Source organism: Marinovum sp. PR37, from assembly GCF_028807375.1.
GTDB classification, from domain to species: domain Bacteria; phylum Pseudomonadota; class Alphaproteobacteria; order Rhodobacterales; family Rhodobacteraceae; genus Marinovum; species Marinovum algicola.
The window spans coordinates 17,676-43,771 of the sequence record NZ_JARAML010000032.1; the positions used below are offsets into that span (position 1 = coordinate 17,676).

Consider the following 26,096-nt stretch of genomic DNA (forward strand, 5'->3'; position numbering starts at 1 on the left):
CATGGCCCCGCGCTTCGAGGCATTTCGGCGGCGGGCGGCCCAGGCCGCCCTGCGCCGGGGCCTGCCGCGGCTGGCACGCCGGCTGGTCGCGCCGCTGCATGCCGCCGATCCCCGCGATGTCGGCCTGCTCCACATTCTGGCCCTAGCGGCCGAGGCGGCCGGCGATGCCGAGGCCGGCGCGCGCTACCGCGCCGAGCGCCTGCGCCACCTGATGCCGCAATATCTCAAGTCCCGCGATCTGACCGGGATCCTGCGGCTCATGGCCGAGATGGAGCGCACCGGTCAGGCGGCGCAATTCCGCGCCGGCTGCATCCTGGCGGAGGAGCTGGGCAGCGAGGCCGGCCGGGCCCGGCTGCTCAAGGCGGCGCGCGCCGCCCGCAAGCGCTTCAGGGAAAGCGCCTTCCTGAGCCATGTCATCGCGCTCTGCCAGGCGATGGCGGGCGACCACATGGCCGCCGGCCGCGCTCTGGTGGAAGAGATCAACAGCCCGCCGCCGGCGCCGGACTGGCTGCAGGCCCGCCGCTTCCGGCTGCTGGAGCAGAGCTGGCGGGTGGTCGATCTGATTGCGCGCGAGCGGATGGACTGGGCCGACGAGACCGGCGACTACGAGGGGCTGACAGGTCCCGCCGGGGCGGGGGCAGGCGAGGGGGCAACTCCCCGGACAGCTCCGGAAACGGGCCTGATCGAGGGCGCCGAGACCCTGCTGTCGTTCAAGGAACATGCGCTGCAAGGGCGGCTGCGCGACCAGTATCTCGAGATCTGCGACCGCGACTTCGAGGCCGTCGGCGATCTGCCGGCCCGGCTTTCGGCGGTGCAGGCGATGCTGCGTACCTCGATCCGCCACAGCCCCGATTACAGCGCCTCCTTTGCCAGGGCGGCGCAGCGGCTCGACAGCCTGTCAGTCGAGATCGAAACCCTGTTCCAGCCCTGTCCGCAGGATCCCGTCGGCGCCGAGCAACAGGTGCTGACCCTCTGCACCCTGCTGCGCCTGGCCCGCCGGCTGGACCGGCCGGCGCTCGCGATACGGATCGCGGAACAGCTCGAGGCGCTTTCGGCGCTGCCGGAGTATCTGCCGCTCTTGTGGCCCGCCCCGGCGGCGCTGGCCCGCGACGACGCCGAGATGGGCCGGGCGGCGCGGATCATGGCGCAGGTCCGGCAACAGCCGCCGCGGATCAACCGCGATGTGCAGAACTTCTTTCGCTGGGCGCAGTTGGCGCAGGACGACGCCGGCGCCGAGGCGATGTTCAAATCGCTGTCAGAGGGGATGCGCCGCCGCGCGGGCGCACTTTATTACGTCAATATCTTGCAGCGGCAGGGGCGGTTCGAGGCAGCGCAGGATCTCCTGCGCGACATCCACGGCCAGGCGCTGGCCAACCCCTCCAAGCTCAACGCGGTGTCGAACCACAGCCTGATCAAACGCGCCGGCGAACTGGCCTTCCTGGTCGAGACCGCCGAGCTCTGGCGCAGCGTGGCTCAGCCGGCCCGGCCACGCGGCATCGTGGTGATCCCGGCGCGCAACATCGACGCGCTGCGGCGCTATCCGCTGATGGTGCTGCTCGAGCTCAAGCGCTGCGGCTGGGCGGTGCTGCCGCTGGTGCAGGGGCTTTTGCCGCCACAGCCCACCGGCCGGGCCGGGATCGACCTGCTCGCCGGTGCGCTGACCCCGAACCAGCATCTGACGGCGGCCGCCGAAGCGGCGTTTCCGGCGCTCGAGGGCTTCGAGGCCGATCCCGCGCAGGGCCAGCTGAGCTGGGCCGGGCTCGGCCTCTCTCATGCGGTCTGGGAGGATGCGGCGATCAACCGGCGGCGCTACACGCTGAACTACGGCTGCCCGGAACTGCAATCCTACCTCGGGATGCTGATGGGCTGGACCGGTCTGATGGCGCGGGCGCTGCGCTATGCCCAGGATCTGGGCCGGGAGACCGGCCTGCCGGTGATGCACATGTCGCTGTTCAACGCCCGGCTGCCGGATGCGCTTTATGCCGCCTATGCCAGGGCACATGGCGATCCCGAGACCTTCTTTCACGTCCATGTGGCCAATGGCTATCAGAACTACTTCACCAATTTCTCCACCAACCTCTCCGAGCGTTTCGTGCTGCGCAACACCACCGCCGCGCCGGAGACCCGCTCGGCCTCCTTTCCCCGGCCGGGGAACTTCGCACGCTACTACGCCGAGGTGCAGGACCGGCTGCCGGAGATCCGGGCGCGCTTTGCCGCCACCCCGCAGGTGCGCCGCTCGACCGGCGACAGCACCACCCGCCCGCCCGAGGCCGAGGCGGCGCTGGCGCGCATCCGCGCCTGGAAGGCCGATGGCGGCCGGGTGGCCTGCGCCTTCGGCAAGGTGGTCTGCGACAGTTCGGTGCCCTTTGACGGCGGGCCGGTGCATGACTCGATGCAGGGCTGGCTCAACCATTGCATCCGCGCGGTCCAGGACAGCCGCACCCTGCTGCTGATCAAGCCGCATCCGCATGAGCTCAACAACCAGATCGCCACCTTCCTGACCCAGTATTTCACCGATCTGATCGAGACGCCGCTGGGCGACAATGCCATGGTCCTGGGCCACCGCTGGTTCGACATCCAGGACCTGGCCGAGATCGTCGATCTCGGGCTGGTCTATAACGGCACCACCGCGGTGGAGATGGGGCTTCTGGAGATCCCCTGCCTGCTGGCCGGGCATTTCGCGCCGATCGATTATCCGATCGGCCATCCGGTGGCCGAGACCGTCGAGGCCTTCGAGGCGGCGCTGCGCTTTGAACAGCCGGTGCAGGCGGTGCCGGACCTGGCCGATCGGGCGGCGGTCTGGCTGGATTACATGGCCAGCGAGGCCTTCACGCTGCCCTATCGCTACCACGCCCGTCCGGTGACCAATACGGTGATGTATCCGCCCTGGTGGATCGCGGAAGACCTCGACCGCTACCGCACCGCGGTGGATCCGGCAGTGACGCAGCTGGCCGCCCGCGCCCTGGGCTTCGCCGGCGAGCCGGGCAGCGCCGATCCCTGAGTGCAGCTCGGGCGCGAGGGCGCAGGATAACATAAGACGGATTCCGCGCGATCAGGCTTGAGACAACACAACACAACAAACACAACACCGGCCCCGCTCAGCCCTGCCGCGCGAGCCTGGCCAGCGCGGCCCTGACAAAGCGTTCCTGCGCCTCGCTGATATCGGTGCGCTGCAGCAGCTGCCTCAGCAGCGGCGCGGCGGTCTCGGCAAAGCCGTTCTCGAACAGCCAGCGTGCATAGAGGAACAGCTGCGTCACCGGCGCCTCGGGCTGGCGGGCCTGGGCGGCGATCACCTGCCACATCCGCGCGGTCTCGTTGCGGGACTGGAAGAACCGCAGGCATTTCAGCGCCAGGATCGGATCGGTGCGCTGCAGGATCCGGTTCAGATGGGTCTTGTCACGGGCCAGCCCGGCCAGCACGTCGCGGAGCGGCGCCCGGCTGGCCTCGTCCATCTCGCCATAGCGCGCGAGGACGAAATCCAGCTCGGCGCGGGCATGCCGGTCGAGCAGGTGCAGATTGGAGAGTAGGCGGCGGGTGTCGTCATCGGCCTGCGGCAGGCGCTCGGCCCCGGTGGCCGGGGGCGCGGCGGGCGCGGCCTCGGCCGCCTCGCCGAGATGCCGTTGCACCCGGGCGGCGATCTGCCCGCAGTCGCGGATGTCGACCAGATCCTCGGCCAAAAGATGGCCCAGCTGGCGCAGCTGGCGCGCCGACATCGCCGCTGGGGCGGGGTCGAAGGCCCGGGCGATCTCTTCGGCGGAGCGGATTTCCCGGGTCATATGGGCATATTCGCTGCCCCCCATGCTCACCACCGGCCGGCCCCAGATCAGCCCGTGCAGCCCGACGCTGGAATTAGTGACCAGCACCGTGCCGCAATGCTCGAGCAGCGTGTTGACCGAGGCCTCGGAGACATGCACATGCGGCAGATCGCAGATCTCCTCCAGCAGATCGGAGATCAGCTGCGAGCGGCACAGCGGATGGCGCTTGATCACCAGGGGGTGATGCCGCTCTCCGGCGAGGCGGGCGGCGGTGCGCAGCGCCTCGTACTGCGGGATCTCCGCCAGCTTGAGCACCATGTCCTCGTTGACCTGCAGCGGGTAGAAGACAAAGCCGGAGAGCCCGGCCAGGGCCGCCTCATCCGCCGCGCGCTCGGGCTGCGGCAGGAGCGACAGGTTCTCGCCCTGCATCCGGGCGCGGTACTGCGCCACCACCGCGCGGGCGCGGTCAAGGTCGAACCCGGCGGCGCGCTCCTGCGCCGCGGCGCTGACCGCGATCTCGGCCCAGCCGCTATAGCCGCAGGGGTCCATGTGCCACAGGAAGGGCAGCCCGCCGCGCTTGAAGCAATAGCTGCCCGGCGCGGGCTGTTCGCTGTGATAGGTGTAATAGATGCCGTCCTGCAGCCAGGCCGAGATCACCGCATCCATCCCCGGCCGCCGTTCGAAGACCTCGAAGGCGATGTCGGCCCGCAGCAGCGCCTTGCACAGCTGGTCGAAAGCAAAGCGGGCCTCCTCGAGGCCATCGTCCTCGCGGGTCCAGAGACCCGCCGGGCGATCGAGATAGACCTTCATTCCGCGGCGCGCGGCCAGCCCGCGGGATCCAGCAGCGCCGCCGGCACCCGCGGCAGGCGGGCATCGACCGTGGCGATCTCCTCGGGGCTCAGCGCCGGGCGGCGGAAAAGCGCCAGATTGTCGGCCAATTGCGCCCGGGTTTCCACCCCGACGACCACCCCGTCGATCCAGGGCAGGCCGCGCAGATAGGCAAGGCAGAGATCGCGGCAGTCGCGCCGGTCCAGATCCGCCGCCAGGGCGGTCAGACTGGCGACCAGATCGGCGGCCTCCACGCCGTCGATTGCCGGCCAGCGGGCCGGGTCAGCGGGGGTCAGCAGGCCTTGCAGATAGGCGCTGCGGACATGCACCCGCAGATCCGAGCGCGCCTTGATCCGCGGCGCCAGCTCACGCCAGCGCCAGTCGAGCAGGTTGCAGGGCAGCTGCACATGGCTGATCCGCGGCTCGGCCAGCACCCGGGTCAGCTCTTCGGGGGCCTGCACCGAGACCCCCAGCGCGCCGATCCGGCCCTCGGCCTGCAGCGCCTCGAGCGTGGACATCACCGCGCCGCCGGCCAGTTCCAGGTGATCGGCCCGGTGCAGCATCAGCACCGGCAGCTGCTTCAGATCCAGCGCCAGCAGCGAGGACAGCACGCTGTTGCGCACCCGCGCCGCGATCAGTTCGGCCGGGCTGGCCTCGGTCAGCCCGGCCAGCGGGTCGAGTTTGGTCAGCACTCGCACCTGCGAGGCCCAGCCCCGCGCCAGGATGCGGCCCAGGCGGGTTTCGCTCTGGCCATAGGCGCGGGCGGTGTCGATCTCGGCGACCCCGTGCCGGATGGCGTCATGCACGATGCCGCCCGCCTCGGCGTCGTCGGGCAGGCCGGCGGTATTGGCGCGGCCATAGGCCAGGCCGAGCTGCACCGTGCCCAGCACCAGGCCGGCCGGGCCGCCGGGCCGTTGCAGCACGTGGAACTCCGGCGCCTCGGCTTGCGCCTGCAACCGGGTCACCAACTCCTGCCAGGGCACATTCACCGGGTCTTCGACATCGGCAAAGACCGCGCCGACCCGGCGGTAATCGTCGAAGGTGTCCACCGTGGCGCGCAGATGGCCCCAGTCGCGGTCGAGCCCGGGAAAGGCCGGCATCCGCGCGGGGGCATGCTGGCGGCGGATCCAGGGCGTCACATGCTCGAGATCGAAGGGGTTCTCGGTGGCGGCAGCGGCGGCGCGCAGGGCGCCCACCTCGAAGACCTCGGCCGCCATGCCGTAGGGCAGCTGGGTGCGGTTGCCGCCATGCGCCGCATAGCGCAGCCCGTGGGCCTGCATCAGCGTCACCAGCGTGTCGATGAAATCGCCGTCGGGAAAACTGTTGTCGCCGGTCAGCCGGACGCAGAGCGCCGCGTCCGGCAGATCCTCGGTGGCAATCAGGAAGCGGCCCAGCACATTGTCGAGCGGGCCGCGGCAGACCGGCACCCCGTGGCGCGCGGCCTCGCGGGCCAGCAGGTCGTCGGAGGCCTCGTCAGAGGTCGCCAGAACCACGTCATGGCCGCCGCGCATGGCGCGTTTGGCGGCCAGCACCGCGATCGGCATGCCGGCCAGCGGCAGCAGCACCTTGGCGGGCAGCCGGCTCGAGGACAGGCGACATTGCAGCACCACCCGCAGGGGGCGGGAATCGGAGGTCTGGGAAGGGCGTGCGGTCACGGGGGTTCCTTGGGCTGGGGTTACCAGGCGGTCCAGCCGCCATCGACCGGCAGGTTGATGCCGGTCACGTAGCTGGCCGCATCCGAGGCGAGAAACACCGCGGCGCCGCCGATTTCCCGCGCCTGGCCCACCCGTTTCATCGGCGACTTCCGGTTCAGCGTCTCCCAGAGCTCGGGCATGGTCTCGGCCACCCTGGCCTTGGGGAAGGGCCCCGGGCTGATCGCATTGACGCGGATCTTCTCCTCCGCCAGATGCACCGCCGCGTAGCGGGTATATTGCAGGATCGCCGCCTTGGCCGCGCCGTAATAGGGCGGGCTGTTGTGGCCGCTGTCGCCGTAGATCGAAGGATCGGGGCTGACCATGCCATACATCGACGAGATGTTGATGACCGAGGCCTGGCCGCTCTCGGAGACCGCATGGCGCAGCAGCGGCAGCGCCTTGCGCACCAGTTCCGCCATGGATTGCACCGAAACCGCAAAGGCATTGGTGTAATCCTCGGCGCGGGCGCTTTCCAACGTGCCGGTCTTGCCGGAATGGGCATTGTTGACCAGCACGTCGAGACGCCCGCTCTCTTCGGTGATCCGGGCCAGCCCGACCTCGACCGAGGCGGCGTCGGTCACGTCCATCTGCAGCACCTGCGCCGATGCGCCGGCCTCGGCGGTGCGGGTGTCGTTCAGTTCGGCCGCCAGGGTCTCGAGCGGCGCGAGGCTGCGCCCGGCCAGGTAGATCCGGGCCCCGGCCCCGGCCAGGGCGCGCACCATGGCGCCGCCCAGATGGCCGCCCGCCCCGGTCACCAGCGCGGTCCGGCCCGACAGTCCGAACATTCCGTCCAAGCCGCACATGTCGTCTGCCCCTGTTTCCGCCATGCCGAACCCTTCAAATCAATTGTCTTTATCTGCCTTTTGCCGATATCAGGATTGTGTCCCGCCGCGCAACCTGACAATCCGGGCACTGCCCTTGCCTCGCAAGGGTCAGGTAGCCCATACTTGACTTGCCCCCTGCCTTAACGGCATTTGGCGCACAATATTAGAAACAAGCAGATAGTGGTCCTCATGGTTTCGCTTCCCAGCTCGGAGGTCTCGCGCCCGAAGCGTCCTCTACACTATTTGAAATTAACGCTGCGGCGTCATCGTTACAATCTCATGTTGCGGCGCGCCGAGCTGCTGCTGCGGATGAAGCGCCAGGAGCAGGCCCGCCAGCTGCTGCGCCAGTGGGACCACCGTCTGACCAACAACATGCGGACCCGCGAGGTGATCAACACCGCCTTTGCCGGGCGCCCCTCGCCGCCGGGGATCACCAAGCTCCGCCACAAGGATTTCTCCGACCGGCTGGCGCGCTGGATGAAGCGGGGCAACCTGGCGCGGGTGCTGTGGATCGCCACGCAGTTCGAATCCATCGGCAAGCCGATGCCCCGGGCCGCCGGGCTCTATCTCGAAAAGCACATCGTGAGCGAGGACGGCCGCCGGCAATTGCGCGCCGCCGCCAACAAGGCGCTCAAGGATGCCCCCTTCAGCCCCTTCCTGGTCTATTTCTACGCCGCGCTGCATTCCAAGGCCGGTGAATATCTCGAGGCCGGCAAGATCGTCCAGGACGCCATGGCCCGGCTGTCCGAGACCAAGCATGACACCCCCGAGGAAGAGGCCCGGTCTCGCCGCACCTTTGCCGCGCTCAAGCACGTCTGGCGGGTGGTCGACCTGGTGGCGCGCGAGCAGATGGGCTGGCTCGACACCAGCGGCCGCTCTGCCAAGGTGGCCGACGGCAAGAAGAAAAGCGTGTCCTTCAAGGAGCCCCTGCTCGAGGCGCGCAATGTCGACGGCTATCTCTCGGCCTGTCAGACCGAGTTCGAGAATGCCGCCACCCCCCATGCCCGGGTCAAGGCGATCGCCGACATGCTGCGCCAGAGCGTGCGGCGGCAATACAGCTATCACAAGGCCTATGCCCTCGCCGAAAAGAGCATCGACCAGATGACCGAGGAGCTGGCCGGGCTGACCGCCGATATCGATCCGACCAAGCTCGACGAGACCGAGGCGGTGCATATCGTCAACACCCTGCTCTCGGCGCTGGGGACTTTCCGCACCCTGCGCCAGGCCGAGGGGCTGGAGAAGATCAAGACCCAGATCGAGGCCTTTGCCGCCGCCGGCGCGCCGGAGACGGCGATCTGGCTGACCCTGCCGGAACTGGTGCTGGACGACGATCCCGACTGGGTCCGGCGCAGCCGCAACATCCGCCGCGCCCTGCCGGTGGCGCCGACCAAGGCGCATGAGGTCAAGGCCTATTTCAAATGGGCGCTCTGGGTCCGGGCCTTCGAAGAGGCCGACCGGATCTTCCGCAAGATCCCGCAGGCCCAGCGCGAAACCGTCAGCGCGCTTTACTACGTGAACATCCTGCAACGGCAGAGCCGCTTCGAGGAAGCGCTCGAGGTGCTTCAGGGTCTGCATGTGCGGCTGCTGTGCCAGCCGGCCAAGCTGAACCCGCTGCAGCACTGGAACCTGCTGCGGCGCCATGCCGAGCTGCAGTTCCTGATCGACACCGCCGATGCCTTTGCCGCCGTGCCGCAGCCGCAGGACCCCAAGGGTGTTCTGGTGATTGCCGCGCGCAATATCGACCAGCTGCGGAAATATCCCCTGGTGGTGCTGATGGAGATGCGCCGGCGTGGCTGGGCCTCGGTCTGCCTGGTCGAGGGGCTGCTGCCGCGCGAATCCACCGGCAATGCCGATATCGACCTGCTCAACGGCTGCATCACCATGGAATGCCGGCTCTCGCCCGAGGCCGCCAAGGTCTTCCCGCAGCTCGAGGATTTCGTGGCCGCGCCGCAGGAAGGCCGGATCGAATGGATGGGGCTCAACCTGCAGCATTCGCTGCTCGAGGATGCCCGCATCAACCGCCGCGCCTATGACGTGGATTTCACCTGCCCGGCGCTGACCGGCACGCTGCAGAAGCTCTGCGATTGGACCGAGCTGGCCGCCAGGGCCACGGTCTTTGCCCATGACCGGCTGAGCAAGCAGGACATTCGCGCGGGCTTTACCGCCCTGTTCAACTCGCGCCTGCCGGACACGCTGTTCCGGCTCTATTGCGACAAGGTCGGCGATCCCAAGTCGTTCTTTGCCCTGCAGACCGCGAATGGCTACGAGAACTACTTCGCCAATTTCAGCCACGAGATCTCGACCCGCTGCGTGATCCGCAATGTCACCGCCTACAACGAGGTGCGCTCGGCCTCCTTCCCGCGGCCGGCCTTCTTCGAGGAATACTACCAGGCCAACCACCATCGCGCCGAGGAGATCCTCGAGACCGTGGAACATATCGCCACCGCCAAGCGGACCTCCGGCCCGGTCAAGGCGATCGATCCCGAGGCCGAGGCCTGCGAGGCGCAGATCCACGAATGGCGCGCCAGGGGCGGCAAGGTCGCCTGCCTGTTCGGCCGGGTGGTCTGCGACAGCGCCGTGCCCTTCGATGGCGGGCCGGTGCATGCCGACTTCAAGTCCTGGCTGCTCGACAGCATCGAGGCGGTGCGCGGTTCCGACACGCTGCTCTTGATCAAGCCGCACCCGCACGAGCTGAACGAAGAGATCGCCACCTATCTCAACCAGTATTTCTTCGATCTGCTGCCCGATGACCTGCCCGAGAATGTCATCAAGCTCGGCCACCGCTGGTTCGACATCACCGCCCTGTCGCGCTTTACCGATCTGGGCCTGATCTACAACGGCACGGTGGCGATCGAGATGTCGCTGCTCAACATTCCCTGCATCCAGGCCAACCACTTCGGGCCGATCGACTATCCGGTGAAACACCACGTGCCCGAAAGCCCCGAGCATTACCGCCGGATGCTGCGTTTCGAGGATCCGGTCGCCCCGCATCCCGAGATGCGCCCCCGCGCCGGGCTCTGGCTCGACTACATGTCGAACGGCCGTTTCGCGCTGGATTACCGCTATCACGCGCGCCCGGTGACCAACAAAGTGGTCTACCCCCCCTACTGGATCAAGGAAGACCTCGATACCTACCTCAAGAAGGGTGACCCGCATGTCTCGCTGCTGGCGGACCGGATCACCGGCGAGGCCATCGAACCCTCCGCGTGATCGCCCCCTGCCCGCCGGTGCTGCCCCGTGTCCGGCGGGACTTGAGCTTTGCCACCGGCTTTGCGAGGAAAAGGTATCCGTTTATCAAAAGGACCTTTTCACCCATGCCTCCCAAATTCGGCACCAGCGGCCTGCGCGGTCTTGTCACCGAGTTGACCGACGCCCTGGTCGCGGACCATACCCGTGCCTTCCTCGCCGCCTGCCCGCATGGCGGCGCCCTCTATCTCGGCCGTGACCTGCGGCCCTCCTCGCCGCGGATTGCCGCGGTGGTGGCGGCAACTGCCCGGGCAGAAGGGCTCGAGGTGGTGGACTGCGGCGCCCTGCCGACGCCGGCGCTGGCGCTGGCCTCTCTGGCGGCCGGCAAGGCGGCGGTGATGGTCACCGGCTCGCATATTCCCGCCGACCGCAACGGGTTGAAATTCTACGTGCCCGGCGGCGAGATCTCCAAGCGTGACGAGGGGGGCATCCTCGCGGCCCTCGGGCGCGCGCCCGGCACCCACCAAGGCAGCTACCGCGAAAGCGATGCCGCTGCGGCCTATCTCCAGCGCTCGGTCGCGGGCTTCGGCCCGGCGGCGCTCGACGGGCTGCGGATCGGCGTCTACCAGCATTCCTCGGTCGCGCGCGACCTTTTGATCGAGGTGATCGAGGCCCTGGGCGGTGCTGCGGTGCCGCTGGCGCGCTCGGAGACCTTCGTGCCGGTCGACACCGAGGCGCTCGACCCGGAGACCCGCGCCATGCTGGCGGGCTGGTGCGCAGAACACCACCTCGACGCGGTGATCTCGACCGATGGCGATGCCGACCGGCCGATGCTGGCGGATGCGACGGGCGCGGTGGTGCCGGGCGACGTGCTGGGCGCGCTGACCGCCCGCAGCCTCGGCGCCCGGGTGATCTGCACCCCGGTGTCGTCGAATTCGATGGTCCGCCAGATGCCGGAGTTCGAAAGCGTCGAGCTGACCCGCATCGGTTCGCCTTTCGTGATCGCCGCGATGGAGACGGCGCTGGACGAGGACCCCACTGCCCGGGTGGTGGGCTACGAGGCCAATGGCGGCTTTCTTCTGGGCTTTGCGGCCGAGGGTCCGGCCGGGCCGCTGGCGCCACTGATGACCCGCGACTGCCTGTTGCCGATGCTGGCACCGCTGGCGGCGGCCCGGGCCGAGGGCCGCGCGCTGGCCGATCTGGTGGCGGCGCTGCCGGCGCGGTTCACCGCCGCCGACCGGATTACCGGCATCCCGACCGAGACCTCGCAGGCCTTTCTCGCCCAGCTGAGCCGGGACGCCGGCGCCAGGGCCGCGTTCGTCGACGACGTCGAGGCCGGGGTCGATCTGACCGACGGGCTGCGGGTGACCTTCGAGGGCGGCGATGTGGTGCATCTGCGGCCCTCGGGCAATGCGCCGGAGTTCCGCTGCTATGCCGAAGCCGGCAGCGCCGCCAGAGCCCGGACGCTGGTGAGCGGATACCTGGAAAAACTGGGCAAGGTGCTGGGCGCCGCCGAGGCGCCGACCGCCTGAGCCGGGTTGAGCCCGGGCTGATCATCGCGGGCAGGCGGAGCGGACAGCGCGCCCTGCCCGCTCCCTTGAACTTCAGGCCGCCGAGGCCGCCGCCGCATGCCGGTCCAGGCTCTCCTGCAGGGCGTTGGCAAAGACCCGTTCGTTGCGCGGGCGGCTGCTGTGGCGCCAATCCCCCGAGCCCTGCTTGTGCCGCACCCGGTTGTGCATGGCGATCCGGCCGAGGATGTCGTCATAGCGCAGCAGGGCGATATCCCCCGCCGCCCCGGTCTCGGCCTGGCGCGCAAGGTAGAGCGCCGCCGCCCGGCCCAGCATCGCCGGGCCGGTCTTGGACCAGGTGGTCTCGTTGGCCCGCGCCAGGAGCGCCTCGCAGGCCATCTCTGCCGCCAGCACAAGCAGCGGATGGCCCGGCGCGGCGGCAAGGAAATTGTTGCCGATGGTCGACAGCCCCGGCTCGAGCACCGCGACAAAGCCGGCCCCGCGGTCGACCACCGTCTCCAGCTCCCCGGTCAGCACGTCATCGGCATCGGCATAGACCCCGCCGTCGCGCGCCAGCAGGCAGAGCCGCAGGAAATCGGATTCCTCGGCCGGGTTGTTGGCCAGCCGGAAGGCCCGCGCCCAGTCGGGGTCGCCATGCGCCTGCAGGTAGAGCAGCGCGGCGCGGCGGTCGAAGAGCTGATGCGCCCAGCCCGGCGCGGCCCGCCAGCTGTCGATCATCGCCGCAATCGGCCCGGGCGGCACGGGGCTGTTCCAGTATTGCACGATCCGCCGCGGCACCAGCGGCGCAGCGGCCTCAGCACGGGCCTCAGGCGCCGGCTGCAGATGCGCCTGCCAGTGCTGCAGAAAGCGCATGGCGGCGATATTCGAGCTCGGCTCGGCCTGAACCAGCGCCACATGGCCGCTGGTATCCTCCGGTGCCAGGGGGCGCAGCGGGCCGGTCTCGGGGCTGTGCAGGGCAATGCGCAGCTCGGTCAGGTTCTGGCCCAGCAGGGTCTTCTGGAAATGCGGATCGCTCCAGACCCCGGCGGCGCGGCCCTCTTCCAGCACCTCGGCGGCGGCGGCGGCCTGGCCGCGGGCGGCCAGTTCGCGCAGCAGCGCATGCGCCTCGGCGCGCAGCTTTTCCGGCGCCTGCGCCAGCGCCTTGCGGAAGGCCGCCCTGGCGGCCTCGAGCGCACCGAGATTGGCCAGCGGCTTGATCAGATGGCGCGCCAGCGCGGCGGGCGGCCCCTCGGCGGTCTGCGCCGCCGCCTGCAGCAGCGCCAGCCCGGCCCGGTCCTGACCCGCCTTGGCGAAACTGGCCACGACCAGCCCCGCCAGCCGCGGATCGCCGGGCCAGCGCCGCAGCGCCAGCCGCAGGTAGCGCATCGCCAGGGCGATCCGGTTGCCGAGATAGAGCGCCTTGGCCACCAGCACCGCATGCTGGATGTCGCGCTCGGCCGGCGGGGCCTGGCGCAGAAGCGCCAGCGCGCCGGCGGGATCCAACGCTGTCAGCCGCATCTCGGCCCGGAGCCGCCGCAGCCGGGGGGCGGGCAGGCAGCCCGCCAGCCAGTCCGTCAGCTGGCCGGCGGGGAAATCCTCTTCGGTCAGCCCGCTGTTGCGCAGCATCTGCTCGACCAGCACCGGATGGCCCGGGAACATCTCCTGACCGGCCGCGAGATAGCGCGAAACGGCGGCAAGATCGCCGCGGGCGAGATGCGCCTTGATCAGGTCGCGGATCCCCGAGGGCCCGGCCTGGCCGCGGTCGAACAACGCTTCGCGCCGGGCCAGCGACGCCTCGGGCTGGCCCGCGGCCTCGAGACAGGTAGCAAGAGTCAGCTCGACCCGGGGCAGGTCGCGGCCCAGGGTTTCGGCCTGTTTCGCCGCCGCCAGCGCCGCCCGGGGGTCGCCCTCGGCCAGATGCAGCAGCGCCATCTGCACCGCCGGCAGCGGCGAGCGCGGATCGCAGCGCGCCGCCAACTCGAGCCGCTCCCGGGCGGCGAGAGGCGCGCCGAGGCTGCGCAGGATGTCGGCCAGTTCGAGGTGAAAGGTGACCCCTTCGGGAAAGCGCTCGAGCGCCTGTTCGGCCAGCGCGCGCGCCGCCGCCGGACCCAGCGCCGCGCGCTCTGCCCGGATCAGCTGCAGGGTGAGGCCGGCGTGGTCAGGAAACGCCGCCTGCGCCTGCCTGGCCTGGGCCAGCGCCTCTGGCGGATCCTCGGCCATCAGCGCCCGGATCCCGAGCCCGCGCAGCACCGCGTCGTCATGGCCCAGCGCCCGCGCCCGGGCCAAGATGTCAGAGGCGCGCGCCATCTCGCCACGGGCCAAGGAAACCTGCGCCAGATAGCGCCAATAGGCGGCGGGGGCGGCTTTGTCGGAAGGCGCGAAGAGGCCCGAGAGCGCCGCGGCGGCCTCCGGCGTCCGGCCCAGCCGCAGCAGCCCCGCCACGCGCAACAGGTCGAGATCGGGCAGGCCTGGCGCGGCCCGGCAGGCGGCACTGACACAGGCCAGCGCCGCACGACGTTCGCCATGGCGAGTGAGCAGCGCATCGGCCTGGCGCGCAAAGAGCACGATCCGCTCGGGCGCCTGCCGCGTCACCGCCGCCTGCACCAGCGCCACCGCCTCGGCCCGCGCCCCGGCACGGAACCGCGCCTCGGCGCGCTTGAGGGTCTCTGTCATCTCCGGCGGTGTCATCAGGGCCTCCTGCCTGTCGGTCCGGTTTCCCGGGGCGCCCGGCGCAGCTTAGCGAGGCCGGAACGGCAGGTCGATACCGGAGGGCGACGGCGTGGCGGGCCCTATTCCACGGTGACCGATTTCGCCAGGTTGCGCGGCTGGTCGACATCGGTGCCGCGTTCCAGCGCGGTGTGATAGGCCAGTTGCTGCACCGGCACCGCATAGACGATGGCGGCGAACGGCCCGTCGACGGCCGGCATCTCGATCTGCTGCCAGACCCCGGCGCCGCCCCGGGCCGCGCCCCGGGCATCCGAGATCATCACGATCTTGCCGCCGCGCGCCATGACCTCCTGCATGTTCGACACGGTCTTGTCGAACATGGCGTCATGCGGCGCCAGCACCACTACCGGCATCTCCTCGTCGATCAGCGCGATCGGCCCGTGCTTGAGCTCGCCCGAGGCATAGCCCTCGGCGTGGATATAGGAGATCTCCTTGAGCTTGAGCGCGCCTTCCAGCGCCAGCGGATACAGCGCGCCGCGACCGAGGAAGAGCACATCGTCATACCGCGCCAGCCGGGCGCTGACGGTGCGCACCTGCGGCGCGATGGCCAGCGCCTGGGTGACCTGGCCGGGGACCTGCTGCAACTGGTCGGTCAGCGCCTGCGCCGCGGCGGCATCGACGGCGCCGCGCTGGCGCGCGGCCTGTAGCGCCAGCGCCGCCAGCACCGCGAGCTGGCAGGTGAAGGCCTTGGTCGAGGCGACGCCGATCTCGGGCCCGGCGAGGATCGGCAGGGCGAGATCGCTTTCCCGCGCGATCGAGCTTTCCATCGCATTGACGATCGACAGGATCAGACCCGCCTTGCCGGTGCAATAGCGCAGCGCGGCCAGGGTGTCGGCGGTCTCGCCCGACTGGCTGACAAAGAGCACCAGCGTGCGGGTGTTGAGCGGCGGCTCGCGGTAGCGGAACTCCGAGGCAATGTCGATCTCGACGGGGATCCGGGCAATCTGCTCGAACCAGTATTTCGACACGAAACAGGCCAGCGAGGCGGTGCCGCAGGCGACCATGACGATGCGGTCATAGGCGGTGAAATCCACCCCCGCCTCGATCAGGTGGCGGCCTTCGCGGTCGGCGGTGTAGTATTTCAGCGCATTGGCCAGAACGCCGGGCTGTTCGGCGATCTCCTTCGACATGTAATGCCGGTGGCCGGCCTTGTCGGTGGTGGTCACCTCGAGATCGACGGTCTTGCGCGCCCGGGTGACCGGCTGGTGATCGGCATCGCGGAACTCGGCCCCGGCGCGGCTGACAATGGCCAGGTCGCCCTCTTCGAGATAGGTGATCTCGCTGGTCATCGGCGCCAGCGCCAGCGCGTCGGAGCCGACGAACATCTCGCCCTCGCCCCAACCGATGGCCAGCGGGCTGCCCTTGCGGGCGGCGACGATCAGATCGTCCTCGCCCTGGAACAGGAAACACAAAGCATAGGCGCCCTCGAGTTCGGAAATGGTCGCTCGGGCGGCCTCGACCGGCGCCAGCCCCTGGCCCAGGTGCCAGTCGCAGAGCATGGCCACGGTCTCGGTGTCGGTCTCGGTTTCCGAGGTGATCTGATGCGCCTCGAGCCGGGCGCGCAGCGCGCGGTAATTCTCGATGATGCCGTTGTGCACCACCGCCACCCGGCCGCGCTGATGCGGATGGGCATTGGTGGTATTGGCGGCGCCATGGGTGGCCCAGCGGGTGTGGCCGATGCCGGCGGTGCCGGCCAGCGGATCATGCACCAGCGCATCCGAAAGGTTGACCAGCTTGCCGAGCGCGCGGCGGCGCTCGAGATGGCCCCCGTTCACCGTGGCGATGCCGGCGCTGTCATAGCCGCGGTATTCCAGCCGCTTCAGGCCCTCGATCAGGATGGGAGAGGCCTGGTGATTTCCCAGGACGCCGACAATTCCGCACATGTTTCAATTCCTCAATCAATCAATAAGCGGCCCGGGGACCGCTCGGGAAATCGCAAACCCGCGCCTGAAAGGCAATCTCTATTTCCCCCTGCCCGCCGCGGCCCCCTGCCCGGCGCGCGCTTGCGGATCTGCCGGTCAGCGCTGAAGGATTTCCCGCCCGTACCGCCAGAGCAGCAGGGTGCCGAAGATCATCGGGATAAGCCCGACCAGCGTGACGTAGACCGGCGAGACATAGGTCGGATCATAGGTCGAATAGACCCCCGAGCGCACGATGCCGGTGATATGGATCAGCGGGTTGTACCACAGGATATCCTGGGCGATGCGCGGCAGATCCTCGTAGATGTAGAACACCCCCGAGATCAGCAGCAGCGGCCGCGTCACGATCCCCCAAGCGGTCTTCCACATGGCGAAGCGCAGGAACATGAAGCAGTTGAAGGTGCCCAGCCCCACCCCGAGCAGGGTGCAGAGCAGGAAGCCCTGGAGCATCGGCGCCAGGTCGATGGTCTCGCGGATGTCCTGGGTGAAAAAGATGCCGCCGAAGATGATCAGCACCACCATGGTCTGGGTCAGCACCGCCAGGATCGCCCGCGCCAGGATGGTGTCGACATAGGTCACCCGCGGATAGGCCATCAGCGGGCGGTTGAACTGGATCGCCAGCCCCACCGATTGCGACAGGTTCTGGAAGAACCGCAGCGGCAACAGCCCGCCGGCATAGAACAGCAGGAAATTCGTCCCCAGCGAGGGCGCCTTGAACAGCAGCGACAGCCCCGCCGCCAGCATGGCGATGCCCGCCACCGGCTCGAGCACGGCCCAGATATAGCCGCCCGGAGAGCGGCCATAGGTGGTGGACATCTCGCGCAGGATCAGCGCCCCGACCACACGCCCCATCCGGCCGCTGCTGCGCGGTGGCGCCAGCGGGCGCTGCGGCGGCGGAAACCCGGTGTCCGTCGAGGCTTTCATTGCAGCATGTCCCCATCTGCCCTATAGACAAGCGAAATTTGACCTGTGCCTTTGGAACACAGCCGTGATGAATGATCAATCACCCCAGGATCAGAGGGCACGGGACAACGTGTCGGACCCCGCCGAGACCGCACCGAAACCGGAGGCGAAACCCGCCGCCAAATCCGATGCGAAACCGGCGCCCAAGCCCGCTGCAAAACCGGCGCCCAAACCGGCCAAACCCGCCGCCAAACCCGCCGCCAAGCCGGCCGCGCAACCGCTGCCCAAGCCGCGGCCGCCGGCCCCGCCGGCGCGGCGCCAGCGACGGCACTGGGGCATCCTGTTCTCCTTCCTGATCCTGGTGCTGGCCCCGCTGGGGGTGGCGGCCTATTACCTCTGGACCCAGGCGCAGGATCAATATGCCTCCTCGGTGGCCTTCACCGTGCGCCGCGAAGAGGCGCCCTCGGCGGTGGATCTGCTGGGCGGGCTCTCCAATCTCTCTTCCGCCAGTTCCTCCGACAGCGACGTGCTGTTCGAATTCATCCAGTCGCATGAGCTGGTGCGCAAGATCGACGACCGGCTCGGCCTGCGCGATCTCTATTCCGCGCCCTTCGCCAACGATCCGGTCTTTGCGCTGGTGCCGGAGGCCTCGATCGAGGAACTGCTGGACTACTGGCGCCGGATGGTGCGGATCTCCTATGCCCCGGGCACCGGTCTGATCGAGGTGCAGGTGCTCAGTTTCGACGCCGACAGCGCCAAGCGCATCGCCGAAGAGATTTTCGCCGCCAGCAGCGAGATGATCAACGCGCTCTCGGCGATCGCCCGCGAGGATGCGATGCGCTATGCCCGCGAAGAGCTCAATGCCGCGCTCGACCAGCTCAGCGCCGCGCGCCAAGCGCTCACCGCCTTCCGCTCGCGCAACCAGATCGTCAACCCCGACGCCGACATCCAGGTGCAGATGGGGCTTTTGGGTTCGTTGCAGCAGATGCTGGGCCGCGAGCTGATCGATTACGACCTGCTGCGCGAGACCGCCCGCGAGGACGACCCCCGCGTCGTCCAGGCCGAGCGCCGGATCGCCGCGATCCGCGAACGCATCCGCGAGGAGCGGCTGAAGTTCGGCAGCGGCGGCAGCCAGGAGGAGACCGGCGATTACGCCGAGGTGGTGGCGGAATTCGAGCGGCTCACCGTCGAGCGCGAATTTGCCGAGAACAAGTACACCTCGGCGCTGTCGAATTTCGACGCCGCCCAGGCCAATGCCCAGCGCCAGAGCCGCTACCTCGCCGCCTTTGTCCGCCCGACCCTGGCCGAAAGCGCCGAATACCCCCGCCGCGAGCTGATCCTCGGGCTGGTGGCGATGGTGCTCTTCGGCAGCTGGTGCATTCTGGTGCTGGTCTATTACAGCCTGCGGGACCGCCGCTGAGCGCGATGATCGAGCTGCGCAACCTGACCAAGAGCTTTCCCGCCCGCCGGGGCCGCAAATACGTGGCCCGCGGCATCAACGCGGTGTTTCCCACCGGCAAGGCGGTGGGGCTGATGGGCCGCAACGGCGCCGGCAAATCCACCCTGTTGCAGATGATCGCCGGCAATTTCCCGCCCGATGGCGGCGAGATCCTCACCGATGGCGAGATCTCCTTTCCGGTGGGCTTTGCCGGCACCTTCCACCGCGAGCTGACCGGCGCGCAGAACGTGCGCTTCATCGCCCGGATCTATGGCGTCGACACCGAGGCGCTCCTGGATTTCGTCGGCGATTTCGCCGAGCTCGGCGGCCATTACCACATGCCGGTGCGCTCCTATTCCTCGGGCATGCGCTCGCGGCTGGCCTTCGGCATCTCGATGGGGATCAAGTTCGACACCTATCTGGTGGACGAAGTGACCTCGGTGGGCGACGCCTCGTTCCGGGCCAAGAGCGCCATGGTCTTCAAGGACCGCATGGCCACCTCCTCGGCCCTGGTGGTGACCCATTCGATCGCCGAGATCCGCAATCTCTGCGATTACGGCGCGGTGCTCGAGGAGGGCGAGCTGACCTTCTATGAAGACCTCGAAGAGGCCATCGCCGTGCATGGGCAGAACATGAAGAAGGCCCGCAAGTAGCCCCGCGGACATCGCCGGACCCCACCGCATCCCGGCCGCATTTTCCTAAAATCGGCCCCGCTCTCCCCCCTTTCGCCATGCTTTCGCCCGCGCCCCTCCGGGGTCTGCGGGCATGCCTGGTCCCGGGTAGCGGGAAAGGTGTGAGAGATGGCGGAGTTTGCTGTCGAAGGGGTGCTGGGCACCAATATATTGCAGGACGCGCGGGCGCCCGGCCTCTGGGTGACGCAAGCGGGCGGCGCCACGACATTGCTGGTCGAAAGCCAGGGCGGGCAGAGCCTCGCCCGCTTCGAGCTGGCCGGCGGCGGGCTCTCGACCGCAGGCGCCAGCCCGGTCGATACCGCGCGGGTGGGCTGGAGCGCCGCAGGCCAGAGCTGGGCGGTGCGCGAAGAGACCCTGGACCGGCTCGTGCCCGGCATCGGCCAGATGGTCTATGCTGGCAATTCCGCCCTGCCGGGGATGGCGCCGACCCTGCTGCCGCTCGACCTGGCCGGTGGCCGGGTCTATGTCGCCGCCCTGCCGGGGGTGGGCACGCTTTATACCCTGGCGCCGGGCAGCGCCGGCCAGCTCGTCCAGGTCCATGCCCGCGGCGACACCACCGGCACCTATGCCGGGGCGCCCACCGCGCTGGCCGGGCTCGAGATCGGCGGCACCACCTTTGTGGCGGTGGCCTCGGGCGGGGCGGAGTCGGGGCTGACGCTCTACCGGGTCTCGGCCAGCGGCCAGCTCACCGCCACCGACAGCCTCGGCGCGGCCGAGGGCCTGGGCGTCCACAACCCCAGCGCGCTGAGGGTGGCCGAGGTCGACGGCACCACGCTGGTGATCCTCGGCGCGGCGGGCAGCGGCTCGCTGTCGGTCTTCGCGGTCTCGGCCAATGGCACGCTCGATCCGCGCAGCCACCTGCTCGACACGCTCGCCACCCGCTTTGGCGGGGTGACGGTGCTGGAGACCGCCGAGGTGGCCGGCCGGCATTACCTGGTCGCCGGCGGCGCCGACGACGGGCTGAGCCTGTTCCTGATCCTGCCCTCGGGCCAGCTCGTGCATCTCGACACCATCGCCGACGGGCCGGACAGCACGCTGATGAATGTCTCGGCGCTGGAGCTGGTCGCCCTGGGCAATGTGCTGCATGTCTTCGCCACCTCCGAAAGCGAGCGGGGCCTCACCCATCTCACCGTCGCCTTCGACCCCGCCGGCGGGGTCGAGATCGGCAGCACCGGCAACGAGACCCTGACCGGCGGCAGCGGCGAGGACGTGCTCTTTGATGGCGGCGGCGCGGATGTGCTGACCGGCGGGGCGGGGGCGGATGTCTTCGTGCTGGCCGCCGATGGCGTCCCCGACCGGATCACCGATTTCACCCCCGGCACCGACCGGGTCGATCTCTCGGCCTGGGGGCGGCTCCATTCGCTGGGCCAGCTCGAGATCACCAGCCGCAGCGATGGCGCCGAGATCCGCTTCAATGGCGAGACCCTGATCCTGCAAACAGCCAATGGCGCCGCGCTGGCGCCGGAAGATTTCCTCGACACCGACATGCTGGGCCTGCCCGCCGGGGCAGGCTCGGGCGGCGGCAACACCGGCGGCGGCGGAGGTGGCGGCGGTGGGGGTGGTCTCGACGGGCCCCGGATCGGCACTTCCGGCAACGACCGGCTGACCGGCAGCGCCGGGAACGACACCATCGCGGGCATGGAAGGCAATGACACCCTCGAGGGCTTGGCCGGCAACGATGCGCTTGACGGCGGCCCGGGTCATGACCGGATCGAGGGGGCGGCGGCGCATGACACCCTGCATGGCGCGGACGGCAACGATCTGCTGCTCGGCGGCACCGGCGCGGATGTGCTGCATGGCGAGGATGGCAACGACACCGTCAATGGCGAAAGCTCGACCGACCTGCTGAACGGCGGCGCCGGCAATGACTCGATGCTGGGCGGCACCGGCGCCGACACCCTGCATGGCAATGGCGGTCATGACACGCTTTACGGCAACACCGGCGTCGATCTGCTGTATGGCGGCACCGGCAACGACTGGATCAGCCCCGGCAATGGCGCCGATGCGGCGCATGGCGGGGGCGGCGACGATTTCCTGATCGGCCGCACCGGCTGGGACACGCTTTACGGCAATGCCGGGCAGGACACGCTTTATGGCAGCGACGGCCGCGACCAGCTGTTCGGCGGCGACGGCGATGATTTCCTCTCCGGCGGCTACGGCTGGGATTCGCTCGAGGGCGGGATCGGCAATGACAGCCTCTACGGCAATATCGGCGCCGACACGCTGATCGGTGGCAACGGCGACGACTGGCTCTCGGGGGCATCGGGCGACGACTGGCTCACCGGTGGCGCCGGCAATGACAGTCTCTATGGCAACCAGGGGGTCGACCGGATCGATGGCGGCGCCGGCGACGACGAGCTGCGCGGCGGCACCCTGAGCGACACCTTCGTTTTTGCCGAGGGCTTCGGCAATGACACGATCACCGATTTCGAGGATTTCCAGGACATGCTGCGCTTTAACACCCGGCTGACCGGGGCCCGGGATGCCGAGGCGCTGCTCGAGGCCCATGCCACCGTGGTCAATGGCGGTATCGAGATCGATTTCGGCACCGGCGAGGTGCTGTTTCTCGAAGGGCTGACCGACATCACCGCGCTGGAGGACAACATCGCCCTGGTGTGAGCCCCCGGCGCCCGGGTGCGACAGGCGGTGCTAGTCCTGCGCCAGCCGCCGGCGCAGGAAGCCCAGAAAGGCCGCCCCCGGCCGGCGCAGCTGCGGCCGGCCCGAGCGCTGCCAATAGGCGCGCCATTCGGCCTCGAGTTGATAGACGTCCTGCCCCGGCGCCAGGGCGCGGGCCTGCTCGATCACCTGCGGGCTCAGCACCGGGCCGCGACCGGGGCTCTCGATCACCGCAGCGCGCGGGGCAAAGCGGATCAGATCGCCCTCGCATTCCTCCATCCGGTAATCCGGCAGGTGATCGGCGGCGATCATGTCGCGCAGCATCTTGCGGAACACCCGGCGCGGGCTGGCCGAGCCGGATTTCTTCAACAGCGTGTCGACCGAGACGGTCCAGCCCGGCTGGCGGCCGCAATGCTTGCGCGCCAGCTCGTAGATCCGCCGCTCCAGCGGCTTGCGCAGACGAAAGTAGTCGCGGCTGAGCGTCAGCACCGATTTCGCCAGCACCGCCCGGTAGAGCCAGTCGCTCAGCACCACCTGCACGCTGACCATGCGACCGCCCTTCGACCGGCGCTCGATCTGCCAGCTCTCGATCAGCCCGAAGCCCGCGGTCACCTCGCGGCCGCCGGTCTCGATATTGGTGGTGATGCGGGTGCCGGCCAGCCGCTCGAAGGCATCGCGCAGCCGCTTGTAGCCATCGCCGCTGGTCTCGCGGTTGGTGGCGACCAGCAGGTCATGCGCCCGGAGCGTCAGCTGCCGCGCCACCGTGCGCCCGGCGTTGAGCGCCGCCACCAGCTGGCTGATGCAATAGATCAGGATGTCCTTGTCATGGATCGTCGCCAGACCGCGCACCGAAGGCGTGACGGTGATCTCGGCGCCATTGTGCAGATAGGACAGGATGCGCCGGTCCGGCCGGGTCGAGAGCGAGAACACCGGGTGTTCCATCGTCGCCAGGTCGCCCTTGGGCAGGGCGTCGAAGATATCGCAGACAAAGAAATCCCCCGTGGGGTGGCGTTCGGGCAAAAGCCCCCCTGCCCCGCTACCGCCAGTTGCCGCCGTCATACCCGTCTCTCTGCCCGTTCCCGGCTGTTCGGGAATCGTGTTTTCATTAACGCTCACCCTAGGGTTATCCACAGCCCCCGTCCAGCGCCGGGGATCGCGGCAACGTGGGATCGGAATCGGCGCTTTGGGGGTTCGGAATCGCCCGATCGTGGGATCAGAGTCACCCAGGCTTCCGGCAACACCTCAAAGCCCCTTGTTTTCAGGGGCTTTGCCGAAAGGCCCCGAGCCTGTAACTAAAGATATAACAGATTCCTAACTGGAATTTTTTTCTCCCGCCCCCGGGCGAAACCGGCTCTTCCCCGAAAACCTGGCTCAATGTGCGATCTCCATTTGAATGTATTGCCTTTTTGCGTACACTGGAGAAAACGCAGCACATAGCGAAATTCGAGCGGCACAATGAACAAATCCGACCAGCGGCCTCCCTATTTCAACATCGACCCCGATGCCGCCTTGGCCGAGCTTGGCGCGCCGATGTCGACCGCGGAATTCAAGTCGATGTCGGAGGCCTGTGCGCGCGGTCGCGCCGATCTCGCCTCGCGCGGGATGGGCGAGAGCGGTGAACGCCGGTTGCGGCTGTTTTCCACCTGGGAGATCACCCGTTACCTGATCCCGGTGGCGCAGGCGCATTTCCGCCGCGTGCTGCGGCAGAACCCCGCCCTGCCGCAGGGCCGCTCCGAGACCGAGGGCGGCGCCAAATGGTTCACCCTCGACGAGGTGCTGCGGCTCAGGGCGCATTTCGCCGAAGAGGGCGCCAAGGGCCGCGACTACCGCCCTTACCGCCCCGAGGGGCTGCCGGCCAAGCTGGTGGCGGTGGCAAACTTCAAGGGCGGCGTCGGCAAGACCTCGACGGCGGCGCATCTGGCGATGTCGGCGGCGCTCGACGGCTACAAGGTGCTGGTGATCGACCTCGACAGCCAGGGCTCGATGACCTCGATCTTCAACGGCAAGGTCGAGGATGAATGGCAGACCGTCTTCCCGCTGCTGGCGCGCCACTACGCCCGCCACCTGCGCGCCACCAACCAGGGCCGGATGGACCGGGGCGAGGCGCCGGTGCCGCTCGACGACACCCTGGGCGAGGCGCTGGAGATCAAGGCCCCCGACCTGGTGCAGAAGACCCATTGGCCCAACATCGACCTGATCGGTGCCCAGCTCAACCTCTACTGGGCCGAGTTCCAGATCCCGGTCTGGCGGATGCAGGGCCGCAGCTGGAAGCTCTGGGATGCGCTGACCGAGACCCTGGAGGAGGATGGCATCCTCGACGATTACGATCTGGTCTTCCTCGATACCCCGCCGGCGCTGGGCTATCTGACGATCAACGGGCTGGCCGCCTCTGACATCCTGCTGGTGCCGCTGGGCGCCTCTTTCCTGGAGTTCGATTCCACGGGGCGGTTCTTCGACATGCTGCATTCCACCTTCACCTCGATCGAGCAGAGCGAGAACATCGCCGCCCGGGCGCTGGGCCGCGAGGAGCTGCATTTCGAATGGGATGCGGTGCGCGCCGTCATCACCCGCTACGACGACAGCCAGCAGGCCGAGCTTGCCGGGCTGATGCAGGCCTATCTCGGTCGGGTGCTGTCGCCGCACCGGCAGAATTTCACCGCCCTGATCGGCCAGGCCGGGGAACAGGTCAACGGCATCTACGAGGCCGATTACCGCGATTTCAACCGCGAGACCTATGCCCGCGGCCGCGAGACCTTCGACGCCACCTATGCCGCCTTCAAGCAGCTGCTGCTGGGCATCTGGCGGCGCGAGGAACAGGCCGCCCGCGAAGAGAGCGCCGCATGACGCCCGCCCTGCCCTCTCCCCGTCTGTCCTGTCCCTGTCTGCCGGAGATCCGCTGATGGCCCGTCGCAAACGCCTGACCCCGCCGCGCGCCGATTACCTCGAGGCCGCCGCCCCGGCCCCCAGCGCCGCCCCCGGTCCGCTCTCGACCCCGCCGATCGCCCAGGTCGCCGGCGAGACCGCCTCCTCGGCGGCGCTCGAGGCGCTGTCGGAGGAAATGGCCCGGGCCCGCGCCGATGGCCGCTTTCTCGAAAGCCTGCCGCTTGCGGCGGTGGATGCCGCCTATCTGGTACGCGACCGGATCGGCGTTTCCGACGAGGAACAGGCGGCGCTGACCGCCAGCCTGCGCGCCCGCGGCCAGCAGATGGCGATCGAGGTGGTCGATCTCGGCGCCGGTCGCGCCGGCGGCCGCTACGGGCTGATCTCGGGCTGGCGCCGGCTGACCGCGCTGCGCCAGCTGCATGAGGAGACCGGCGAGGCGCGCTTTGCCGCGGTGCTGGCGCGGGTGACCCGGCCGGGCGAGGCCTCGGAGGCCTATCTCGCCATGGTCGAGGAGAACGAGGTCCGCGTCGGGCTCAGCCATTACGAGCGCGCGCGCATCGCGGTGCGGGCGGTGGAGGAAGGCGTCTTCCCGCACGACCGGGCGGCGCTGGATGCGCTTTATGCCGCGGCCAGCCGGGCCAAGAAATCCAAGATCCGGTCCTTTGTCGCCCTGGTGCGCCATCTCGACGGGGCGCTGGCCTTTCCGATGGCGATCGGCGAGCGGCTGGGCCTCGATCTGGCGCGGCGGCTGGGCGAGGATCGCGGCTTTGCCAAGGCCCTCGCGCGCGCCTTGAAAGCCGCCCGTCCCGCCGATGCCGAGGCCGAGCAGGTGGTGCTGAAACGCGCCCTGCGCGCCGGGACCGGCGCCGGGGCGGCGACCCCGGCCGAGGGCACCCCCCGCCCGGCGCCGGCCGAACGGCCGCGCGCGACCGGGGCCGCCGCCGGGCCGATCTCCATGGACTGGCAGCCCGAGGCGCAGGAGCTGCGGCTCTCCGGCCCCGGCGTCTCGGCGGCGTTTCGCAGCGCCTTGCAGCAGTGGCTGAAAGAGTGGAAAGAGTGATATTGTTTATTTTCAACTGGTTATCCTGATTTGTTTCGCGCGCGAAACACCTGGTCGCCGCTC

At 69.1% G+C, this 26,096-nt stretch carries 15 protein-coding genes; 8 read left to right on the forward strand and 7 right to left on the reverse strand.

What is annotated here, in order from left to right:
- Nucleotide 1 precedes the first annotated feature (1 nt).
- Nucleotides 2-3,001, forward strand: coding sequence for a hypothetical protein (locus PVW49_RS20720; RefSeq protein ID WP_274591455.1), 3,000 nt, complete (start codon nt 2-4; stop codon nt 2,999-3,001).
- 97 nt (nt 3,002-3,098) lie between these two features.
- Here PVW49_RS20720 and PVW49_RS20725 read toward each other — a convergent pair whose 3' ends face one another.
- Genes PVW49_RS20725 through PVW49_RS20735 form a run of 3 tightly spaced genes read right to left on the reverse strand, consistent with a single transcriptional unit; the run spans nt 3,099 to nt 7,080 of the window.
- Nucleotides 3,099-4,565 (reverse strand): capsular polysaccharide export protein, LipB/KpsS family, encoded by a 1,467-nt coding sequence (locus PVW49_RS20725; RefSeq protein WP_274591456.1) that lies wholly within the window; start codon nt 4,563-4,565, stop codon nt 3,099-3,101.
- Nucleotides 4,562-6,238, reverse strand: a complete 1,677-nt coding sequence (locus tag PVW49_RS20730; RefSeq protein ID WP_274591457.1) for an aldo/keto reductase — start codon at nt 6,236-6,238, stop codon at nt 4,562-4,564. Before PVW49_RS20730 ends, PVW49_RS20725 begins: the two co-directional genes overlap by 4 nt.
- A 20-nt stretch (nt 6,239-6,258) precedes the next feature.
- Nucleotides 6,259-7,080, reverse strand: coding sequence for an SDR family NAD(P)-dependent oxidoreductase (locus PVW49_RS20735; RefSeq protein ID WP_274591458.1), 822 nt, complete (start codon nt 7,078-7,080; stop codon nt 6,259-6,261).
- A gap of 300 nt (nt 7,081-7,380) precedes the next feature.
- Here PVW49_RS20735 and PVW49_RS20740 point away from each other — a divergent pair, with 300 nt between their 5' ends.
- Both PVW49_RS20740 and PVW49_RS20745 read left to right on the forward strand, forming a co-directional pair.
- A complete protein-coding gene (locus PVW49_RS20740) occupies nt 7,381-10,311 on the forward strand; it encodes a hypothetical protein (RefSeq protein WP_274591459.1) in 2,931 nt (976 codons plus the stop codon).
- A 104-nt stretch (nt 10,312-10,415) separates the two neighbouring features.
- The gene (locus tag PVW49_RS20745) at nt 10,416-11,819 is read left to right on the forward strand and encodes a phosphomannomutase (protein WP_274591460.1); all 1,404 of its coding nucleotides are present in this window, start codon (nt 10,416-10,418) and stop codon (nt 11,817-11,819) included.
- A 72-nt stretch (nt 11,820-11,891) separates the two neighbouring features.
- On the opposite strand, the gene PVW49_RS20750 is transcribed toward PVW49_RS20745, so the two are convergent.
- The 3 genes from PVW49_RS20750 to PVW49_RS20760 all read right to left on the reverse strand — a co-directional run bounded on the left by PVW49_RS20750 (nt 11,892) and on the right by PVW49_RS20760 (nt 17,365).
- Entirely contained in the window at nt 11,892-14,483 is a 2,592-nt protein-coding gene (locus PVW49_RS20750) for a glycosyltransferase (RefSeq protein WP_274591461.1), read from the reverse strand.
- A 101-nt stretch (nt 14,484-14,584) separates the two neighbouring features.
- Nucleotides 14,585-16,405: a glutamine--fructose-6-phosphate transaminase (isomerizing) gene (gene glmS, locus PVW49_RS20755; protein WP_274591462.1), complete on the reverse strand. Its 1,821-nt coding sequence runs from the start codon at nt 16,403-16,405 to the stop codon at nt 14,585-14,587.
- A gap of 135 nt (nt 16,406-16,540) precedes the next feature.
- Nucleotides 16,541-17,365, reverse strand: coding sequence for an ABC transporter permease (locus PVW49_RS20760; protein ID WP_083416184.1), 825 nt, complete (start codon nt 17,363-17,365; stop codon nt 16,541-16,543).
- Nucleotides 17,366-17,432: 67 nt separating this feature from the next.
- Between PVW49_RS20760 and PVW49_RS20765 the strand changes: the two genes are divergently transcribed.
- From PVW49_RS20765 to PVW49_RS20775, 3 genes are all read left to right on the forward strand, one after another.
- Complete coding sequence (locus PVW49_RS20765) at nt 17,433-18,764, forward strand: sugar transporter (protein ID WP_274591463.1); 1,332 nt, start codon at nt 17,433-17,435, stop codon at nt 18,762-18,764.
- Between the two features lie 5 nt (nt 18,765-18,769).
- The gene (locus PVW49_RS20770; protein WP_048536095.1) at nt 18,770-19,435 is read left to right on the forward strand and encodes an ABC transporter ATP-binding protein; all 666 of its coding nucleotides are present in this window, start codon (nt 18,770-18,772) and stop codon (nt 19,433-19,435) included.
- A gap of 147 nt (nt 19,436-19,582) precedes the next feature.
- Entirely contained in the window at nt 19,583-22,093 is a 2,511-nt protein-coding gene (locus tag PVW49_RS20775; RefSeq protein ID WP_274591464.1) for a calcium-binding protein, read from the forward strand.
- A 30-nt stretch (nt 22,094-22,123) separates the two neighbouring features.
- Here PVW49_RS20775 and PVW49_RS20780 read toward each other — a convergent pair whose 3' ends face one another.
- Nucleotides 22,124-23,149: a replication initiator protein A gene (locus PVW49_RS20780; protein WP_074839863.1), complete on the reverse strand. Its 1,026-nt coding sequence runs from the start codon at nt 23,147-23,149 to the stop codon at nt 22,124-22,126.
- 396 nt (nt 23,150-23,545) lie between these two features.
- On the opposite strand from PVW49_RS20780, the gene PVW49_RS20785 reads away from it, so the two are divergent.
- A complete protein-coding gene (locus PVW49_RS20785; RefSeq protein ID WP_048536046.1) occupies nt 23,546-24,934 on the forward strand; it encodes an AAA family ATPase in 1,389 nt (462 codons plus the stop codon).
- A gap of 55 nt (nt 24,935-24,989) precedes the next feature.
- The gene (locus PVW49_RS20790) at nt 24,990-26,033 is read left to right on the forward strand and encodes a ParB N-terminal domain-containing protein (RefSeq protein WP_274591465.1); all 1,044 of its coding nucleotides are present in this window, start codon (nt 24,990-24,992) and stop codon (nt 26,031-26,033) included.
- Nucleotides 26,034-26,096 lie beyond the last annotated feature (63 nt).